We start from the raw sequence: 18,276 nt of genomic DNA, 5'->3' as shown, positions 1-18,276 counted from the left end.
GCATTATGACCTTTACTCTGCGCCGATCCTGAGCCCGATCACCGGCGTGTCGGCCGGTTTCTTGTCCGATATGCGATAGCACGCGGCCACCGTTTTCGCGGCCTGAGTGGCTGCCGCCTCGTCATTTGCCCGAGCGAAGGCGATCGGCTCACCCTTTGCAACCTTGGTTCCCAGTGGCTTGAAGCCGGCGAGGCCCACGCCGTGGTCGATCTTGTCGCTCGGACGCTGGCGACCACCACCGAGCGAGACCACGGCGAGACCGAGCCCGCGCGTGTCGCAGGCGCTCAGATAACCGTCCTGCTCTGCAAGAACGGCCACCTCGACCTTGGCGCGGGGAAGGTAGGTCTCCGCCCTCTCCATGAAGTCTGCAGGTCCGCCAAGTTCGCTGACCATTTGGCCGAAGATCTCCGCAGCCTTTCCGGACGTGAGAACCTCGCTGCAACGGCGCAGCGCCACCGTCTGATCGGTCTCCACGCCGGCATTGACCAGCATCTCGGCGCCGAGTGCCAGGGTGACCTCTTCGAGCCGCGTACCGCTCTTCCGGCCTTTCAGAAAATCGACGGCATTCTGAACCTCGATGGCATTGCCGGCACAGTCGGCAAGCGGCTCGTTCATGTCGGTCAGAAGTGCCGTGGTCTTGACGCCAGCCCCATTGGCCACCCTGACCAGAGAGCGCGCCAACGCCTCGGCATCCTCGGCCTTCGCCATGAAGGCGCCATTGCCGACCTTGACGTCCAGCACGAGGCTTTCGAGCCCGGCGGCCAGTTTCTTGGAAAGGATGGAGGCGGTGATGAGGGGGATGGATTCGACCGTCGCCGTCACGTCGCGGATCGCATAGAGACGCTTGTCGGCCGGCGCCAGATCCCCCGTCTGGCCGATGATCGCGCAGCCGGCGCGATCCACCGTCCGGCGGAAGGTGACATTGTCGGGCATCACATTGTAGCCGGGGATCGACTGCAGCTTGTCGAGCGTCCCGCCGGTATGGCCAAGGCCACGTCCAGAAATCATCGGTACGGCAAGGCCGCAGGCTGAGACGATCGGTGCCAGCATCAATGAGACATTGTCGCCCACACCACCGGTGGAATGTTTGTCTGCGACGGGTCTTCCAACGCCGGCCCAGGACAACACCTCGCCCGAATCGCGCATCGCAAGCGTCAGTGCCACGATCTCGTCCGGCGTCATGCCCCGAAAGAACACCGCCATGGCGAATGCCGCGACCTGTCCCTCGGAAATCGTCTCTCGGGAAAGCCCCTCGATGAAGCCGGTAATCTCGTCCCGGCTGAGGGTTCCGCCATCACGCTTGCGCCGGATGATCTCTTGGGGAAGCATGGTTCAATACCCCGATGCCACGGTAGGTGACTGCGCGCCGGAAAGAACGGCCAGAATGTCGTCGAGCAGGCCCGAAGCCCCGAAGCGGAATGTCGATGGCATCACCCAGTCCTCACCCATGATCGTATCGGCGAGCCTCAGGTAATGGCCGGCATCCGCCACCGTCGAAATGCCACCGGCCGGTTTGAAGCCCACCTTCCGGCGGCTGTCGCGGATCGCCTGCAGCATGATGTCGGCCGCTTCGAGCGTCGCATTGACGCCAACCTTGCCGGTCGAGGTCTTGATGAAGTCGGCCCCGGCCGCGATCGAAAGATCGGAGGCACGGCGGATCAGAGAGATATCCTTGAGTTCACCCGTCTCCAGGATCGTCTTCAGGATCGCCGGGCCACAGGCGCCCTTGACCGCCGAAACCATGTCGGTCACAGCCTGCGCGTCGCCCTTGGCGAGCGCCCGGTAAGGGATCACGAGGTCGATGTCGTCGGCACCGTCTGCCACGGCATCCCGCGTCTCCGCCAGCACGTCTTCTGTCTTCATCTCTCCTGAGGGAAAGTTGACGACGGTCGCGATACGGATCGGGCTATCGGGGCCGAGTAGCGTACGGGCCTGCATGACGAAGCGCGGCCAGATGCAGATCGCAGCCGTTGGGCCGAAGGCGCTCTGGGCGCGCGCGCAGAGCGTCACGATCTGGTCGGGCGTGCAGTCGTCCTTCAGATTTGTGAGGTCGAGCAGCGAAAGCGCCCGCGATGCGACAGCGCGCAATTCTTGATTATTCAATGTCATTTCCTCCGCCGATCATCCGCTTCAGGATGGTGGCCAGACGGGTGCCGCCGATCGGCGCCATGTCCTTGGTTTCGTCGTGGCTCAGCTCGCCACCTGTCATGCCTGCCCCATAATTGGTGATCACGGAGGCGGCCGCAACCCTCATGCCGTAGAAACGGGCGAGAATGACTTCCGGCACGGTTGACATGCCAACCGCGTCGGCACCGAGCACGCGTGCCATCCGGATCTCTGCCGGTGTTTCGAAGCTCGGGCCGGAGAACCACATGTAGACACCCTGAGATAGCGGCACGCCCACGGCTTCCGCTGCCGCCCGCATCGCTGTCTGCAGCTCGGCATCATAGGCCGAGGTCATGCCCACGAAGCGCCCGTCGCTCGGCTCGCCGATCAGCGGGTTCTTGCCCGAGAAGTTGATGTGATCGGTGATCTGCATGACCGAGCCCGGGGGCATGTCCTCGCGCAGAGACCCGGCCGCATTGGTCAGAATCAGCGTTGTCACGCCAAGCCCCTTCAGCACGTCGATCGGGATGCGCATCGCGGTCGGATCGCCATGTTCATAGTAGTGCACGCGGCCCGCCATCATGATCACGGGCGTCTGGCCCAGCATGCCGGCGACCAGCTCGCCCGCATGGCCGGAAACCGCGCTCAGGGGAAAGCCGGGAAGCTCCGAATAGGGAACACGCACGGCATCCCGCACCTCGTTCACCAGCGAGCCCAGGCCGGATCCGAGCACGATTGCATGGCGCGGCATGAGCCCATTCAGGCGCTCCACGAGTAGATCCACCGCAGGCTTCATCCGAGCACGTCCGTCTTGAAGCTGAGCGGCAGAAGTTCGTCCATGGTCATGGCCTTCTGTACGCCGGCCTCATCGCAGAGATAGATCTTGGTGTCGGCGGATGCGAATTCAGAGATCTTCTGCCGGCAGCCGCCACAGGGCGGGCAAAGGGCCAGCTTCTCGGCGATCACGGCCATTTCGACAATCTTTCTGCCCCCGCCCATGATCATGCAGCCGATTGCGGTCGGCTCGGCACACCAGCCCTGCGGGAAGGAGAGGTTCTCGATATTGGCGCCGGTATAGATGCGGCCGTCATCCGCACGGATCGCAGCGCCCACCGGAAATTTGGAATAGGGCGCATGCGCATGTTTCATTGCGTCGCGCGCAGCTTCGAAAAGATCATGCGCCATGATCAACGCTCCTTGGAATAGGCGACGCCACCAGCCTTCGGCGGATTGGCAGAGCCGATGAAGCCTGCAAGCAGAATACAGGTGAGGATATAGGGCAGCGCCTGGAAGAGCTGGACCGGCACTTCGCCGATGACCGGGATCTCCTTGCCCTGCATGAAGTTTGCAAGCGCATCGAGGAAGCCGAACAGCAGGCAGGCGAACATGACGGGCACCGGCTTCCACTTGGCGAAGATGAGGGCCGCGAGCGCGATGAAGCCCTTGCCTGCCGACATGTCCTTGATGAAGGCTGCCGACTGGGCGATCGCGAGATAGGTGCCGGCAATTCCGCAGAGAAGGCCGGCCATCAGCACGGCCCGGTAGCGCAGGAAGGTGACGGAAATGCCGGCCGTATCGACGGCACCCGGGTTTTCACCGACGGCGCGAAGGCGTAGGCCGAAGCGCGTGCGATAGAGCACCCACCAGGAGATCGGTACTGCCAGGAAGGCGATGTAGGTGAGGATATTGTTGCCCGAGATGACGTTCGAATAGAGCGGCCCGACAAAGGGCACGTCCCGCATCACGTCGGCACCCGGCAGGATGATCGGTGAAAAGCGGGCGTCACCCGAAATCTGCGGGGTGCGGCCACCCTGGCCGAACCAGGCCTGCCCAAGCACGACGGTGAGGCCTGCTGCGACGAAGTTGAGCGCCACGCCGGAGACAATCTGGTTGCCGCGATTGGTGATCGAGGCAAAGCCGTGGATCAGCGAGAAGACGAGCGAGATGGCGATACCGGAGAACAGGCCGAGCCAGGCCGAACCGGTGAGATAGGCAACGCAGGCCGCCGCGAAGGCCGCCGCCAGCATCTTGCCCTCCAGCCCGATGTCGAAGACGCCGGCCCGTTCGGAATAGAGGCCGGCGAGCGCAGCCAGGATCAGCGGGATCGACAGACGGATCGTCGAGCCAAGGATGCTGATGAGCATGTCGAATGATTCCATGGTCGCGTCCTCAGGCCTTTGTCAGTGTCTGGTAGATGCGCACGATCATCGGGCGGCACATGAATTCGAGTGCGCCGGCAAACAGGATCACCAGACCCTGGATGACCACGATCATCTCGCGGGTGATGTTGGGCATGTCGAACGAAAGCCAGGCTCCGCCCTGGTAGAGAATGCCAAACAGGATGGCAGCAAGCACGATGCCGAGCGGATGGTTGCGTCCCATCAGCGAGACTGCAATGCCGACGAAGCCGGCGCCCGCCACGAATTCCACCTGCAGGCGGGCCGAGGCCCCGAGCACAGGGTTGAGCGCCATCATGCCGGCGAGACCACCCGAGATCAACATGGTGATGATAACGATCTTCACATAGGGGATGCCGGCATAGGCGGCGGCCGACCGGCTGATTCCAAGTGTTCGCATCTCGTAACCGAGTTTGGTGCGCCAGATCAGCACCCAGACCAGAACGCACATCACGAGTGCGATCAGGAAGGACACGTTGAACGGTGCAGGCCCGAGCTTGCCACCGAACATCGCGATCAGCCAATCCAGCTTGGGCAACTGGCCACCCTCGAGGAAAGTGCGGGTCTCGGGCGCCATCTTGCCAGGAACGATCAGCACGTTGACCAGCAGGTAAACCATCAGCGCTGCGCCGATGAAATTGAACATGATGGTCGTGATGACGATATGGCTTCCACGTTTGGCCTGCAGCCAGGCCGGGATCAGCGCCCAGGCCGCGCCGAAAAGGGCGGCTGCCATGATCGCGAACGGCATGGTGACATACCACGGGACGTACTGGTCGAGTGCCAGAGCGGCAAGCGCCGCCCCCAGGCCGCCGAGATAGGCCTGGCCTTCGGAGCCGATGTTGAACAGGCCGGCATGATAGGCAACCGCGACGGAGAGCCCGGTGAAGATGAAGTTCGTCGCATAGAACAGGGTGAAGCCAATGCCTTCGCCGCTGCCAAGTGCGCCTTCCAGCATCAGCTTGAGCGCCTCCCAGGGGTTCTCGCCGATGATCCACACCACCAGGCCCGACACCAGGAAGGCGAGCGTGAGGTTGATCAGCGGCAGCAGCGCATAATTGATCCAGTTCGGAAGGGGTACGGATGCAGTGCTCATCAAATCCTCAAGCGGCAATACCGGCCATCATCAGGCCGAGTGTCTGTTCGCCTGTGTCAGGCGTCTTCTCTCCGACGACCTTGCCGGCAAACATGACCAGGATACGGTCGGAGAGCGAGCGGATTTCGTCCAGTTCGACGGAGACGAGCAGCACGGCCTTGCCGGCGTCGCGCGTCTCGACGATCCGCTTGTGAATGAATTCGATCGCACCGATATCGACGCCACGGGTCGGCTGGCCGACGATCAGGAGCTTCGGGTCGCGCTCGATCTCGCGGGCAACAACGATCTTCTGCTGGTTGCCGCCCGAGAAATTGGCGGTCTTGAGCCGCGGGTTCGGCGGCCGGATGTCGTATTTCTCGATCTCCTCGGCCGCCCCCTTGCGGATCAGGTCGGGGTTCAGGAACGGGCCTTTGCCATAGCGCTCGTCGCGGTGATAGCCGAGGATGGCGTTCTGGCTCTCCTCGAAGGGAAGCACCAGGCCCATGTGATGGCGGTCTTCCGGAATATGAGCAATGCCGATGCCACGCAGCTCCGCCGGATCAAGTCCGGCAACATTCTGGCCGTTGATCCAGACCTCGCCGGAGGTGGGCTTGCGGATGCCGGTGATCGCCTCCAGCAATTCGCTCTGACCATTGCCGGCCACGCCCGCGATCCCGACGATTTCGCCCGAGCGAACGTCGAAGGAGACGTCGTCGACCATGACGACACCACGGCCGTCCTTGACGGTCAGGTTGCGCACCGAGAGGAAAATTTCGCCCGGATTGGCCGGCTGCTTTTCCACATGCAGGAGCACGCGGCGGCCGACCATCAGTTCTGCAAGTTCCTCGACGGTCGTCTCCGACGTCTTGCGGGTTGCGACCATTTCGCCGCGGCGCATGACGGATACCGTATCGGTGATCGCCATGATCTCGCGCAGCTTGTGGGTGATCAGGATGACCGTCTTGCCCTGATCGCGCAGCACGCCGAGGATCTTGAACAAGTGGTCGGCTTCGGCCGGGGTCAAAACGCCGGTCGGCTCGTCGAGAATAAGGATCTCGGCGCCACGATAGAGCGCCTTCAGGATTTCAACGCGCTGCTGCAGGCCAACGGGCAGTTCCTCGACAATCGCGTCGGGATCCACTTCCAGTTCGTAGTCTTCCTCTAGCTTCTTCAGCGATGTGCGCGCGGCATCCGTGCCCTTGCCGAGCAGGGCGCCGCCTTCCGCGCCGAGCATCAGGTTTTCGAGCACGGAGAAATTTTCGACCAGCATGAAGTGCTGGTGCACCATGCCGATCCCGGCGCTGATGGCGGCCTGGCTGTCCTTGATCGTGATCGGCTTGCCGTCGATATGGATGGATCCGTGATCGGCCTGGTAGAAGCCGTAGAGGATCGACATCAGCGTCGACTTGCCTGCGCCGTTTTCACCGATGATGCCGTGGATCGAACCCTTGGCGACCGTCAGATTGATGTTCTTGTTGGCATGCACCGCGCCGAACTTCTTGTCGATGCCGATCAATTCGATCGCGGGTGCCTGGTTCGCTGCACTCATTCCGGTCCCCCAGACATACAATAAGGGCGCAAGACGACACTGGAGCCGTCCTGCGCCCGGATTTCAGATCACTTCGGGCAGGAATTGTCCGACATGTAGTCATGGACCTTGATGGTGCCCGCAGCGATGTCGGCCTTGGCCTTCTCGACGGCAGCCTTCATCTCTTCGGTGATCAGCTTGGCATTGTTGTCGTCCAGGGCATAGGCGACACCCTCCTGAGCAACGCCGAGAACCTGCAGGCCAGGCGTGAACTTGTCGTTCTTCGAGTCCGCGTAGGCGTTGTAGACAGCGAGGTCGACGCGCTTGACCATGGAGGTCAGAACCGAACCCGGGTGCAGGTGGTTCTGATTGGAGTCGACGCCGATCGACAGCTTGCCATTGTCGGCAGCCGTCTGCAGCACGCCGAGACCGGTGGCGCCGGCTGCCGCGTAGACGACATCTGCGCCCTGGTCGATCTGGTTCTTGGTGAGCTCACCGCCGCGAACCGGGTCGTTCCAGGCAGCGCCCGTCGTGCCCGTCATGTTCTGGAAGACCTGGATGTCGGCCTTGGCCGCACGTGCGCCCTGCTCGTAGCCGCAGGCGAACTTGCGGATCAGCGGGATGTCCATGCCGCCGACGAAGCCGACCTTGCCGGTGGTCGATGCCATGCCGGCGAGCAGGCCAACGAGATACGAACCTTCTTCTTCCTTGTAGACGACCGAGCGGACATTCGGCTTGTCGACGACCGAGTCGACGATCACGAATTGCGTGTCCGGGAATTCGGCGGAGACCTTTTCGACGGCCGAGGTCCAGGCGAAGGAAACGGCGACGATCGGGTTGAAGCCGCGCGAAGCGAAGTTGCGGATCGCCTGTTCGCCCTGCGTGTCGCTGGTCGGCTCGAAATCGCGGTAGTCGACGCCGGTTTCGGCCTTGAACTTCTCGGCGCCACCGTAGGCGGCTTCGTTGAAGGATTTGTCGAACTTGCCGCCCGTGCCGTAGACCAGCGCCGGCTTGACATCGGCCGCAAGCGCGGTCGCCGACATCGCGGCCAAGGCAAAGAGACTGAGGAGGGTTTTCTTCATAATGCAGCCCTGTTGTTGCTATTGATCTTGTTGGGTCCTCCCGCAAGCCTTTCCTGAAGAGAAAGACATGTCTGCGGAACCGCCGCCCCCTGTCTCGGAGGTCTTGGCTGGCGATCATCCTTGCATGGCTGGTATGAAAATTCACCAGATTTTTTTCATCTGGTAAAAATTCACAAGTCTGCTGAATTTTCAGTGCCCGGCGCTGAAAACTCAGTCAGATCAATGTGATTTCTGCTGCCCCTTTGGGCATTTGCCCTCAGGCGGCAGGTGTGATCGGACAGGAAACACCCGTGCCGCGCAACCCACAATAGCCGTTCGGGTTCTTCGCCAGATACTGCTGGTGATAATCTTCCGCATAATAGAATGGGCCAGCCTGGGCGATCTCCGTCGTCACCCGGCTGTTGCGACCGGCCGTGACCAGCGCATCCTGGAACCGGTCGCGCACGGCGACGGCAACCGCCATGTCCTCCTCGTCCTCCACATAGAGGGCCGAGCGATAGGTGGTGCCGATATCATTGCCCTGACGCATGCCCTGGGTCGGATCATGGGCTTCGAAGAAGATCTTGAGCAGGCCCTCCAGCGAGATTGTCGCGGGATCATAGACCACCTTGACCACTTCGGTATGGCCGGTAAGGCCGGTGACGGTTTCCTGATAGGTCGGGTTGGGCGTGATCCCGCCCTGATATCCGGCGACGGTCAGGTGCACGCCGGGCGTCTGCCAGAGCAGACGTTCGGCACCCCAAAAACAACCCATGCCAAGATAGATGGTCTTCATGCCGTCAGGCGTGGGGGCCTTGAGCGGAAGGCCGGAGATGAAATGCGTGGACGCCGTCGGGATCGGCTCGGAGCGGCCGGGAAGGGCGTTATCTGCCGTGGGCATCACAGTCTTCTTGTTGAACATGTCGATCAGGAACATCTGCTACCTCCTGGGCCGCATGTCGGCCCGCTTCTTCTCATTTATGCAGTTAAGCCCGAAGGCGAATTGTCGAATGCGGCATTATTTGCAGTTCCGGCCAATGGGTCGCTGGTCGCAGGCTGTGGCTGAAACGGACACAGCGCGGTTCTTGCCGCTGCATGACCCCACCCTTCAAGGCGGTCTTCATCAAATCAGGCGGCGAAACGCCCGGCGGCAGACGGTTTCTTGTAGCCGATCACCCAGAATGCCAGCGCCAGTACGAGACAGGCGGCGAAAGCCGGTTGCGGCAGAACCACATCGCGCAGCGCAAGCCAGGCACCATCGCCGAACCTTTGCTCGACCATGCCTTCGAGCGCCATGAGCGAGCCCGGATGTGCGTCGATCCAGGCCTCCGAGAGAGGGGTGATGATGACCTGCGACGCCGATACCGACGCGATCGAATCCACGACGCCGAACACGACGCCGACGCAAAGCGCAAGCAAACTCAAGATCCTGAACAGGAATCGCACGATCAATGTCTCCGGCTGAGGCCCGGCACGGCCTCCAACCCGCCGCGCTCGGCCTTATAGATAGGGAATTGTCGGCTGATGTCAAAATTCTGATAGATTTCGGTTGATCCGCCGGAATTCCTCGGTATATATCGCGCCCGACCAACCGCGGTGATTTTTCCCCCGCGATCCCCCTGGACAGGTGGCCGAGTGGTTTAAGGCGCACGCCTGGAACGCGTGTGTGCGTGAAAGCGTACCGTGGGTTCGAATCCCACCCTGTCCGCCATACAATTCAGAAAAAGCTGTTTTTGCAGATTGCGCTGAGCGAGCCGTTTAGCCGCTGTTCGCAATCCCCGCACGGATACGGAAACCATCGATCTGCCATTCGCGGCCGATGAGTGTCGATCTTGAATGCCAGCAGTGGAGCGGAAACCCGCAGTCATGGCCTTCTCCACAATCAATTGGCGGACCTGGCAAAAAATATCCGGCGAACAGGATTTGCACCACGGGGGAGATTGCGCCCGTTGGAGCAGCAAGGGCACGCCCACGGCGTTGCCGGCCGATCTCACCAGCATCGGAACAGTTCTATTGTCATATTCTCGACCGGAAGCCATGCCATCTCCGCTCCCATTGCCAGGAATTGACGCATCCTGCGCGGTCGGCGCACCGCTCCGGCCCGAAGCAGAGCCGTGTGCGTGAGGTCCACGCATTCGCTTCGATTGCAGCGATACCTTCCCCCTGCTAGCGTCAGTTTCGGCGATCGCGCCGGATTGTGGAGAATGAACCAATGTCGGTTGAAGAGGGAACGAAAAAGCCGCGGCTGAAGATCGGCTTCGTGCTGTCACGGTCCTTCACGCTCTCCGCCTTTGCGCTCTTCATCGACACCATCCGGCTCGCCAGCGACCAGTATGATCGTTCCGGCCGCGTGCTCGCCGATTGGCAGGTCATCGGCAGCACGCGCCACCTCATCACCTCCAGCTGCGGGGTGCAGGTCGCGCCCACCAGCGATTTCGTCGATCCCAGCCGCTTCGACTATATCGTCGTGGTCGGCGGCCTGCTCGGCCGTCAGCCGGCCGTGGACGATCAGACCATCGCCTTCCTGAGGAAGGCCGAGGCGCAGAAAGTCCCGCTGATCGGGCTTTGCACCGGCACCTTCATCCTCGCCGAAGCCGGATTGATGAAGAACCACCAGACCTGTGTCAGCTGGTTGCATTATCAGGAGTTTCGCGATCGATTCCCCGATCACGAGGTGCGCTCCGACCGCCTGTTCAATCTCGATCGCCGCCGTGGCTCCTGTGCCGGTGGCAGCAGTTCCGCCGATCTCGCTGCCTTCATCGTCCGGCAGTATCTCGGCCACGACGCCGAGCGCAATGCGCTGGAAGTGCTGCAGATCGAAAAGGCCCGCACGAACAAGGACATCCAGGTCCGCAGGCCATTGACCATCGACTGCGACGATCCAAGATTGAAGGCGGTGCTGATCCTGATGGAACAGAGCCTGGAAAACGAGCTGACCATCGACCAGCTCGCGCGCTCCGTCGGCCTGTCGCGCCGCCAGCTGGAGCGCCTCTTCGCCCAGAAGATCGATGTCTCCCCGGCCCGTATCTATACCAAGTTGCGCATGGAGCGTGCCAAGATGCTGGTCACCCAGACCAATGCTTCGCTGATCGACATTGCGCTCCAGGTCGGCTTCCAGAACACGTCCCATTTTACCCGCGTCTTCAAGGGCACCTATGGCCGCACGCCTGGCCAGATGCGCAGCCATCCCGCCGCCTGAGCCGGGTGCTGTACGTCAAGAGGCGCCTGTTCCAGGCCGCCCTGTTTCGGCGTTTCCGCTCGCATCGAAACGGCGTTGCATCACCGCTTGTGAGCGGCCTGACTGAATGCTAGTCAAGCGCGGCTGTCGGGGGATGGAATGACGGAAACGGGCGTCCGTATGAGCTTTGACCGAGCGATACGCATGATCTGCGTCGTCGCGATGGTCCTGCTCGGCCTCGCCCATCGACCGGTCTTGGCACCCGCACAGCAATTCTCCCCGGATGAAATTGCCACCCTGACCCTGCCGGATGGCAGCCTGCCCGAACTCTGCCTGCCGTCGGATGATGGCAGGGGCAAGACGCACGCCGCCGCCTCCGCTTGTGAAGCCTGCCGCATCTCGACCGCGGTTCTGCTCCCGTCGCCCGCCGATGCCGTCGGCACGCGTATGGCCATGGCCGCCACCGTCGTTCTGCCGCAGCCGGCAGAGGCGCATCACCGCCAGCTGTTCCCGCCCGATACCCATCCTCGCGCACCGCCCGTCACCGCCTGATCGAAGGTCATGGCCGGCGCATCCCTGCGTCCGGCCGTTGTTGTCGTCAGGCCGGTGAGGTTGCAAGCCCTGCAACTCCGGTCGAAAACGGATGTCTGTCTTGCTGCAAATCCTCCCCGATCGCGGGCCGTCGCCTGATCTCCCCTTGCGTCTCCCGCCATCTCCAAACGCCCCCGCACCACGCCCTGACCGGCCTGCGGCGATCTCGTCGCCGCGTTCGCTCCGCAACAACTTTGGGGCATCGCGGCCGGCAATCGCCTGCTTTCCCACTCAACCCTCCTCAACCAGTCGAGACCCAGGATGACCATCGTTTCCGATCTCTCCCCCGCCCAGGCGCACGGCGCCGCCGTGTCGCGCCGTTTCTACATCACCGCCTGGCGCTGGCATTTCTATGCCGGCCTCTATGTGGCCCCCTTCCTGCTGATGCTCGCCGTCACCGGCCTCGTCATGCTCTGGACCGCCACGATCTTCGGCCGTGACGGCGAAAAGACCTTCGTCGTCACGCCCCGGTCGACGATGACCGGTGTGTCCGCCCAGGCCGAAGCCGCCATCCGCGAAATCCCTGGCCAGATCGTGCAGTACATCGCACCGCGACACCCCGACCAGGCCTCGCTCTTCCGGATCAATCAGGCAGACGTCTCTTTCATGGTCGCCGTCGATCCCTACAAGGCGGAGACCCTCGGCTATTGGGAACGTCGCGACGGCCTTTATGATCTGGCCAGCACCATTCACGGTTCCCTCATGATCGGCGATCTGGGAGATCGACTGATCGAAATCGCCGCCGGCTTCGGCATCATGCTCGTCGTCACCGGCCTCTATCTGTGGTGGCCGCGCGACGGTCGCAGCATCAGATCTGTCCTCGTTCCGCAATTGTCGGCGAAGGGCCGGCCGCTGTGGAAATCACTGCATATGTCGATCGGCTTCCATGCCTCGCTCTTCCTGGTCGTCTTCCTCATTTCGGGCCTGACCTGGGCCGGCATCTGGGGCGAGAAGATGACCCAGGCCTGGAGCACGTTTCCGGCAGAGAAGTGGGACAATGTCCCCCTTTCGGACAAAACCCATGCCAGCATGAACCATGGTGGCGTCAAGGAAGTCCCGTGGACGCTGGAGCAGGCGCCGATGCCGGCCTCCGGCTCTGCGGCGGGCGTCACGGGCACGCCGGAAGGACAGCCCGTCTCGCTGGATGCCATCGTCGCGCTCGCTCGCAATCTCGGCTTCGACCAGCGGTTCCAGCTGGCTTTCCCGGGTGATGACACGGCAGTCTGGACGATTGCCCGCGACACGATGAGCAATGACAGCGCCAATCCGCTCATGGACCGCACCGTGCATGTCGATCAGTATACCGGCCGCGTGCTCGCCGATGTCGGCTTCACTGACTACGGCCTCGCCGGCAAGGCCATGGCGGCGGGCATCGCCTTCCATGAAGGCGACCTGGGGCTCTGGAACCTCATCCTGGTGACGGTTCTTTGCCTGGCGATCATCTTCCTGTCGGTCAGTGGCATCGTCATGTGGTGGAAGCGCCGCCCGAAGAATGCGGCCCGGTTGATGGCGCCCGTTGTCGTCGAGCCCGGTGCCCTCTGGAAGACCGGTGCCTTCGTCATGCTGGTGACGGCGCTGCTCTTCCCGCTCTCTGGCGCCGTTCTCATCACGGTTCTTCTGCTGGATCTCCTGGTGCTGCGCCACGTCAAGCCCCTGAAAAGGGCCCTGAACTGATCAATGCGACGCCCTGGAAACGGGGCGTCGCACCACTCCGGGCATTTTTCCAAAAAAAGATTGGAACAATGGAACTGCTCACGCATTTGCATGGTAAGCGACGGTGTGCCGGCGATCGACGATCGGCGTGCCGGCGCGCTTTTGTTTGGTCTTTCAACGGAGGTTTCAGCCCAGTTCATGTGTGGCATTTGTGGAGAAGTGAGATTCGATGGTGCATCGCCATCGGTAGCGGCGGTTTCGATCATGGCGGATGTTCTGGCCCCAAGAGGGCCGGATTCGGCCGGCGTGATAGTCAGGGGCAATGTCGGGCTCGGTCACCGACGATTGCGCATCCTCGACCTTTCCGACAAGTCGCAACAGCCCATGGTCGATCCCGACCTCGGCCTCTCGCTTGTCTTCAACGGCTGCATCTACAATTTCCGTGAACTGCGCGGCGAACTGGAAGCCAAGGGCTACCGCTTCTTCTCCGATGGCGACACAGAAGTCATCCTGAAGGCCTGGCATGCCTGGGGTCCGGACTGCGTGTCCCGCTTTCACGGCATGTTCGCCTTTGCCATCCACGAGCGCGATACCGGCCGTGTGGCCATGGCGCGCGACCGTTTCGGCATCAAGCCGCTTTATCTGGCCGAAGTTTCGGGTGGCCTGCGCTTCGCCTCTTCGCTGCCGGCCCTCGTCAAGACCGGTGGGGTCGATACCGCCATCGATGTCACGGCGCTTCATCACTACATGACCTTCCACGCCGTCGTTCCGCCGCCGCGGACGATCTACAAGGGTGTGCGCAAGCTGCCCCCGGCGACCGTCAGGGTCTACCAGGCCGATGGCAGCTTTGAGGACAAGCGCTACTGGGATCCGGCCTATACGCGTCGGGCCGAAGATGCGCGCATGAGCCGCGAGGACTGGCAGCAGCAATTGCTCGATGGCCTGCGTCTCGCCGTCAAGCGCCGGATGATCGCCGACGTACCCGTCGGCGTCCTGCTCTCCGGCGGCGTCGATTCCAGCCTGATCGTCGGGCTCCTGGCCGAGGCCGGGCAGACGGGGTTGATGAGCTTTTCGGTCGGCTTCGAGGAAGCCAATGGCGAAAAAGGCGACGAATTCGTCTATTCCGATCTGATCGCGAAGCATTTCGGAACCGACCATCACAAGATCTTCGTGCCTTCCGCCGATCTCATGGGCGCGCTGCCCGGCACCATCGCTGCCATGTCCGAGCCAATGGTCTCCTACGACAACGTCGGCTTTTATCTGCTGTCGAAGGAAGTCTCGAAACACATCAAGGTGGTGCAATCGGGCCAGGGCGCCGATGAAGTCTTTGGCGGTTATCACTGGTATCCGCCGCTCGTCGGCTCCACCGATGTCGTCGCCGATTACGGCCGCGCCTTCCGGGATCGCTCGCACGAAACCTTGCAGACCCAGCTGCAGGATCGCTGGATTGCCGATCGCGACGTCAGTGGCGACCTGCTGCGCGAACATCTTCTGCGCTCCGGTGCCGATAGCCCTGTCGATCAGGCGCTGCGCCTCGACAGCAATGTCATGCTCGTCGACGACCCGGTCAAACGGGTCGACAACATGACCATGGCCTGGGGCCTGGAGGCGCGTGTCCCCTTCCTCGACCACGAACTGGTCGAACTTGCCGCCCGCATTCCCCCCGAGGAAAAGCTGCGCGATGGTGGCAAGGGCATACTGAAGGATGTCGCCCGCAAGGTCATCCCCTCGGAGGTCATCGACCGCAAGAAGGGTTACTTCCCGGTCCCGCAGCTGAAATACATTGCCGGCCCCTATCTCGACATGCTCCGCGACGCCCTGTCATCGAAGGCGGCACGCGAGCGCGGCCTCTTCCGGCAGGACTATATCGATCGTTTGGTGGCCGATCCCGCCTCGCATATCACGCCGCTGCAGGGTTCCGAACTCTGGCAGATCGGACTTCTCGAAATGTGGTTGCAGGCCCAGGAGAACTGACGTGAGCAAGGCAGAGAAAAAGCCCGCCACTCCGCCGCGTAAGGCAAGGCGCGGCAAGGCTGTCTCTCATCGACTGACCCGCCTCCGGACACCCGGGGGCGGCAGCCAGGGCTCGGCCAGCCGATCCGCGGAAACGGCCGGGCGCAACCGCAATGTCGCCCTGGACTGCGGCTGGGGGCGTCTCCTTTTCACACCGACTTTCGACCGCTATGAGGATCTTCTCGCAGCCCTGCGTGAAGAAGCACCTGATACGCGCGACATCGCCTTCCACGTCGGCGACCCCCATGTCCTCCTCGCCCAGGCTCCCCAGGAAATCTTCCTCGATCCGTCACATACCTTCCGGCTCGACCTATCGACCTATCGTGCCGGTGGCCGCCGCCCCAAGGGCGTCACCATCCGGCGTTTCTCGTCAGAAAGCGATGCTGCGGGCATCAACGCGGTCTATGCGAACTGCGGCATGGTCCAGGTGCGCGAGGATTTCTTCGCCGGCGAGCGCGACAACAGGCCGGTGACCTATTTCGTCGCGCAGGACGATATGACCGGCGAGATCGTCGGAACCATCACCGGCATTGACCACCACCGCCTGTTCGACGACCCGGAACGCGGTGCCTCGCTCTGGTGCCTCGCGGTTCACCCCCAGGCTCGCCAGCCGGGCATCGGCGAAGGCCTGGTGCGCATCCTCGCCGAACATTTCCATGCGCGGGGCCTCGCCTATCTCGATCTCTCGGTCCTGCATGACAACGACAAGGCGATCGGACTGTATGAAAAGCTCGGCTTCCGCCGCGTGCCGCTCTTTGCGGTGAAACGCAAAAACGCCATCAACGAGAAATTCTTTGCCCAGCCTGTCGAAGGCTATGAGGCACTCAACCCTTATGCCCGCCTGATCGTCGATGAGGCGCTGCGCTGCGGCATTCATGTCGAGGTAACAGACGCCGAAGGCGGTTTCTTCCGTCTGAGCCATGGCGGGCGCAGCATTCACTGTCGCGAAAGCCTCTCGGATCTTACCTCCTCGGTCGCCATGTCGATCTGCGATGACAAGGCGGTCACTCGCCGCTTCGCCGAGGCAGCCGATCTCAGCGTGCCGGCGCAGCTCTCTGCGGATGCACCCGACGCCGAAAAGCAGGCATTTCTGGAAAAGCACCTCAAGCTGGTGGTCAAGCCCGCCCGCGGAGAGCAGGGCCGAGGCATTTCGGTCGGCATCTCTTCGATGGAGGCATTGCAGGCCGCAATCCGTCAGGCCCGTCAGGTCTGCGACCGCGTGCTTCTGGAAGCCTGTTTCGAAGGCGAGGACCTGCGCCTCGTCGTCATCGATTACAAGCTCGTTGCCGCCGCCGTCCGTCGTCCACCGCGCGTGATCGGCGATGGTCGCACTTCGATCCGCAAGCTGATCGACCAGCAGTCTCGCCGCCGGGCTGCCGCGACAGGGGGAGAGAGCCGCATCCCTGTGGATGCCGAGACAAAGCGATGCCTTGCCGAGCAGGACCTCGATCTCGAAAGTGTGCTCGAAGAGGGCCGCGAGATTACCGTGCGAAAGGCGGCCAATCTCCATACCGGCGGCACGATCCATGATGTCACGACAACCGTCCATCCCCGGCTCGTCGAAGCCGCTTGCCGGATCGCCAAAGCGATCAAGATCCCGGTCGTCGGCATCGATTTCATGGTCCATGATCCTGCCGAACCCGACTATGTTTTCATTGAGGCCAATGAGCGCCCCGGGCTTGCCAATCACGAACCGCAACCGACGGCCGAATGTTTCATCCAGCTGCTGTTCCCCGGCAGCCGCGCCCGCGAGCGCCGAAACGGCTGACGACCGGATAGACCAGCAGGGTAGGACGTGAGGGCGGCATTCGGTGCCGCCCCATTTTTTTGAGCATGTTTTCGACTATTGCGACGGGCCGAGTGTGTCGGCGACATGGGCGCCCCGAAGTCCCATTGGCTGGGTCGGTCCCGTCGTTGTATCCTCGGCCGTCTGATGTTCGAGTTCCGCGTTCATCATCGCTCCGACGACCAGGATGACCACGGAAAGCCAGGTCCAGAACATCAGGCCGATAAAGGTGCCGAGTGTGCCATACGTGGCGTTGAAGTCGGCGAAATTCTCCAGATAGAAGGAGAAGCCGATCGACATGACCAGCCAGGCGAGAGAACTGAGCAGCGTGCCCCAGGCGAGCCATCGCAGTTTGGCGTTTTCCCGGCTCGGCCCGTATCGATAGACCATGACGGTCCCGAGCCAGACGACGCTCATCAGGATCGGCCAACGGATCAGTCCGACCAGCATCTCAGCCCGTTCGGAAATGAGGACGACGGAAATGATCATCGGCAGGATTGCGAGCACCGTGACGATGACGGCGAGGATGGCCATGGCCCCGAGGGTGAACGCGATGGCCAGAAACGTGGTGTGGATGAAGCCGCGCTTCTCCGTTTCCTTGTAGGCAATGTTCATCGCCTCGAAGAGGGCTACCATGCCGTTGCGGGCGCTGAACAGCGAAACGCCGAGACCCGCAAGAAAACCGATGCTCAAGGTGCTGTCGTTTTCGTCCGCGAGTGACTGCAGCTGGTCCAGGATCATCGCCACGCCGTCTGCCGGCAGCAGTTCGGAGAGAAAATCAAGCCGACCAGCGATCGTGGTGGGGTCTGCAATCAACCCGTAAAGCGAAACAAGCGCCGCAAGCCCGGGAAAAAGGGACAGCATCATGTAAAACGATACACCCGCCGCCGCCAGCATGACCCGGTCGGATGTCAGCCGAGCCATGAGCCTCAGCGACACATCCCACAGGCCGCGCAGGGGAATGGTTTCCGGGCTTTGCGCATGCCGGCCCCTTTCGTCTGCCACAGGGGTGGTCGCGACGTGAGGGGATGAAGGCGTGACTGGCGGCATCTCTTGCTCCTTATCAATGAAGAATGGTCCGCTCGCCGGCATGTTCCGTGTTCAGAAG

Annotated in this window: 16 protein-coding genes and 1 tRNA gene; 6 read left to right on the top strand and 11 right to left on the bottom strand. The window is 62.3% G+C overall.

What is annotated here, in order from left to right; genetic code table 11:
• Nucleotides 1-12: 12 nt before the first annotated feature.
• The 10 genes from deoA to LJE98_RS04280 all read right to left on the bottom strand — a co-directional run bounded on the left by deoA (nucleotide 13) and on the right by LJE98_RS04280 (nucleotide 9,366).
• The gene (gene deoA / locus LJE98_RS04325; RefSeq protein ID WP_229573605.1) at nucleotides 13-1,329 is read right to left on the bottom strand and encodes a thymidine phosphorylase; all 1,317 of its coding nucleotides are present in this window, start codon (nucleotides 1,327-1,329) and stop codon (nucleotides 13-15) included.
• A 3-nt stretch (nucleotides 1,330-1,332) separates the two neighbouring features.
• Complete coding sequence (gene deoC / locus LJE98_RS04320; RefSeq protein WP_229573604.1) at nucleotides 1,333-2,103, bottom strand: deoxyribose-phosphate aldolase; 771 nt, start codon at nucleotides 2,101-2,103, stop codon at nucleotides 1,333-1,335.
• Entirely contained in the window at nucleotides 2,096-2,902 is an 807-nt protein-coding gene (locus LJE98_RS04315) for a purine-nucleoside phosphorylase (RefSeq protein ID WP_229573603.1), read from the bottom strand. The genes deoC and LJE98_RS04315 overlap by 8 nt, the downstream gene beginning before the upstream one ends.
• Complete coding sequence (locus LJE98_RS04310; protein ID WP_229573602.1) at nucleotides 2,899-3,291, bottom strand: cytidine deaminase; 393 nt, start codon at nucleotides 3,289-3,291, stop codon at nucleotides 2,899-2,901. The genes LJE98_RS04315 and LJE98_RS04310 overlap by 4 nt, the downstream gene beginning before the upstream one ends.
• Before the next feature lie 2 nt (nucleotides 3,292-3,293).
• Entirely contained in the window at nucleotides 3,294-4,265 is a 972-nt protein-coding gene (locus LJE98_RS04305) for an ABC transporter permease (protein ID WP_229573601.1), read from the bottom strand.
• Nucleotides 4,266-4,275: 10 nt separating this feature from the next.
• The gene (locus LJE98_RS04300; RefSeq protein WP_229573600.1) at nucleotides 4,276-5,379 is read right to left on the bottom strand and encodes an ABC transporter permease; all 1,104 of its coding nucleotides are present in this window, start codon (nucleotides 5,377-5,379) and stop codon (nucleotides 4,276-4,278) included.
• Between the two features lie 7 nt (nucleotides 5,380-5,386).
• Complete coding sequence (locus LJE98_RS04295) at nucleotides 5,387-6,907, bottom strand: ABC transporter ATP-binding protein (RefSeq protein ID WP_229573599.1); 1,521 nt, start codon at nucleotides 6,905-6,907, stop codon at nucleotides 5,387-5,389.
• 68 nt (nucleotides 6,908-6,975) lie between these two features.
• On the bottom strand, nucleotides 6,976-7,968 hold the full coding sequence (locus LJE98_RS04290) for a BMP family lipoprotein (RefSeq protein WP_229573598.1): 993 nt from the start codon (nucleotides 7,966-7,968) through the stop codon (nucleotides 6,976-6,978).
• Between the two features lie 256 nt (nucleotides 7,969-8,224).
• A complete protein-coding gene (msrA, locus tag LJE98_RS04285) occupies nucleotides 8,225-8,884 on the bottom strand; it encodes a peptide-methionine (S)-S-oxide reductase MsrA (protein WP_229573597.1) in 660 nt (219 codons plus the stop codon).
• Nucleotides 8,885-9,075: 191 nt separating this feature from the next.
• Entirely contained in the window at nucleotides 9,076-9,366 is a 291-nt protein-coding gene (locus LJE98_RS04280; protein WP_229573596.1) for a hypothetical protein, read from the bottom strand.
• A 202-nt stretch (nucleotides 9,367-9,568) separates the two neighbouring features.
• Between LJE98_RS04280 and LJE98_RS04275 the strand changes: the two genes are divergently transcribed.
• The 6 genes from LJE98_RS04275 to ngg all read left to right on the top strand — a co-directional run bounded on the left by LJE98_RS04275 (nucleotide 9,569) and on the right by ngg (nucleotide 17,150).
• Nucleotides 9,569-9,658, top strand: a tRNA-Ser gene (locus tag LJE98_RS04275).
• A gap of 501 nt (nucleotides 9,659-10,159) precedes the next feature.
• Nucleotides 10,160-11,146 (top strand): GlxA family transcriptional regulator, encoded by a 987-nt coding sequence (locus tag LJE98_RS04270; RefSeq protein WP_229573595.1) that lies wholly within the window; start codon nucleotides 10,160-10,162, stop codon nucleotides 11,144-11,146.
• 159 nt (nucleotides 11,147-11,305) lie between these two features.
• Nucleotides 11,306-11,677, top strand: coding sequence for a hypothetical protein (locus LJE98_RS04265; protein WP_229573594.1), 372 nt, complete (start codon nucleotides 11,306-11,308; stop codon nucleotides 11,675-11,677).
• Between the two features lie 300 nt (nucleotides 11,678-11,977).
• Nucleotides 11,978-13,390 (top strand): PepSY-associated TM helix domain-containing protein, encoded by a 1,413-nt coding sequence (locus tag LJE98_RS04260; protein ID WP_229573593.1) that lies wholly within the window; start codon nucleotides 11,978-11,980, stop codon nucleotides 13,388-13,390.
• A gap of 177 nt (nucleotides 13,391-13,567) precedes the next feature.
• A complete protein-coding gene (locus tag LJE98_RS04255) occupies nucleotides 13,568-15,343 on the top strand; it encodes an N-acetylglutaminylglutamine amidotransferase (RefSeq protein WP_229573912.1) in 1,776 nt (591 codons plus the stop codon).
• A 1-nt stretch (nucleotide 15,344) separates the two neighbouring features.
• A complete protein-coding gene (ngg, locus tag LJE98_RS04250; protein WP_229573592.1) occupies nucleotides 15,345-17,150 on the top strand; it encodes an N-acetylglutaminylglutamine synthetase in 1,806 nt (601 codons plus the stop codon).
• Between the two features lie 75 nt (nucleotides 17,151-17,225).
• Here the strand turns inward: ngg and LJE98_RS04245 are convergent, their stop codons facing one another.
• Nucleotides 17,226-18,218, bottom strand: coding sequence for a YihY/virulence factor BrkB family protein (locus tag LJE98_RS04245; protein WP_229573591.1), 993 nt, complete (start codon nucleotides 18,216-18,218; stop codon nucleotides 17,226-17,228).
• Nucleotides 18,219-18,276: the final 58 nt, after the last annotated feature.

The organism is Rhizobium sp. 'Codium 1' (assembly GCF_020889605.1).
GTDB classification, from domain to species: domain Bacteria; phylum Pseudomonadota; class Alphaproteobacteria; order Rhizobiales; family Rhizobiaceae; genus Allorhizobium; species Allorhizobium algae.
This window is presented reverse-complemented; position numbering and strand designations above follow the sequence as displayed.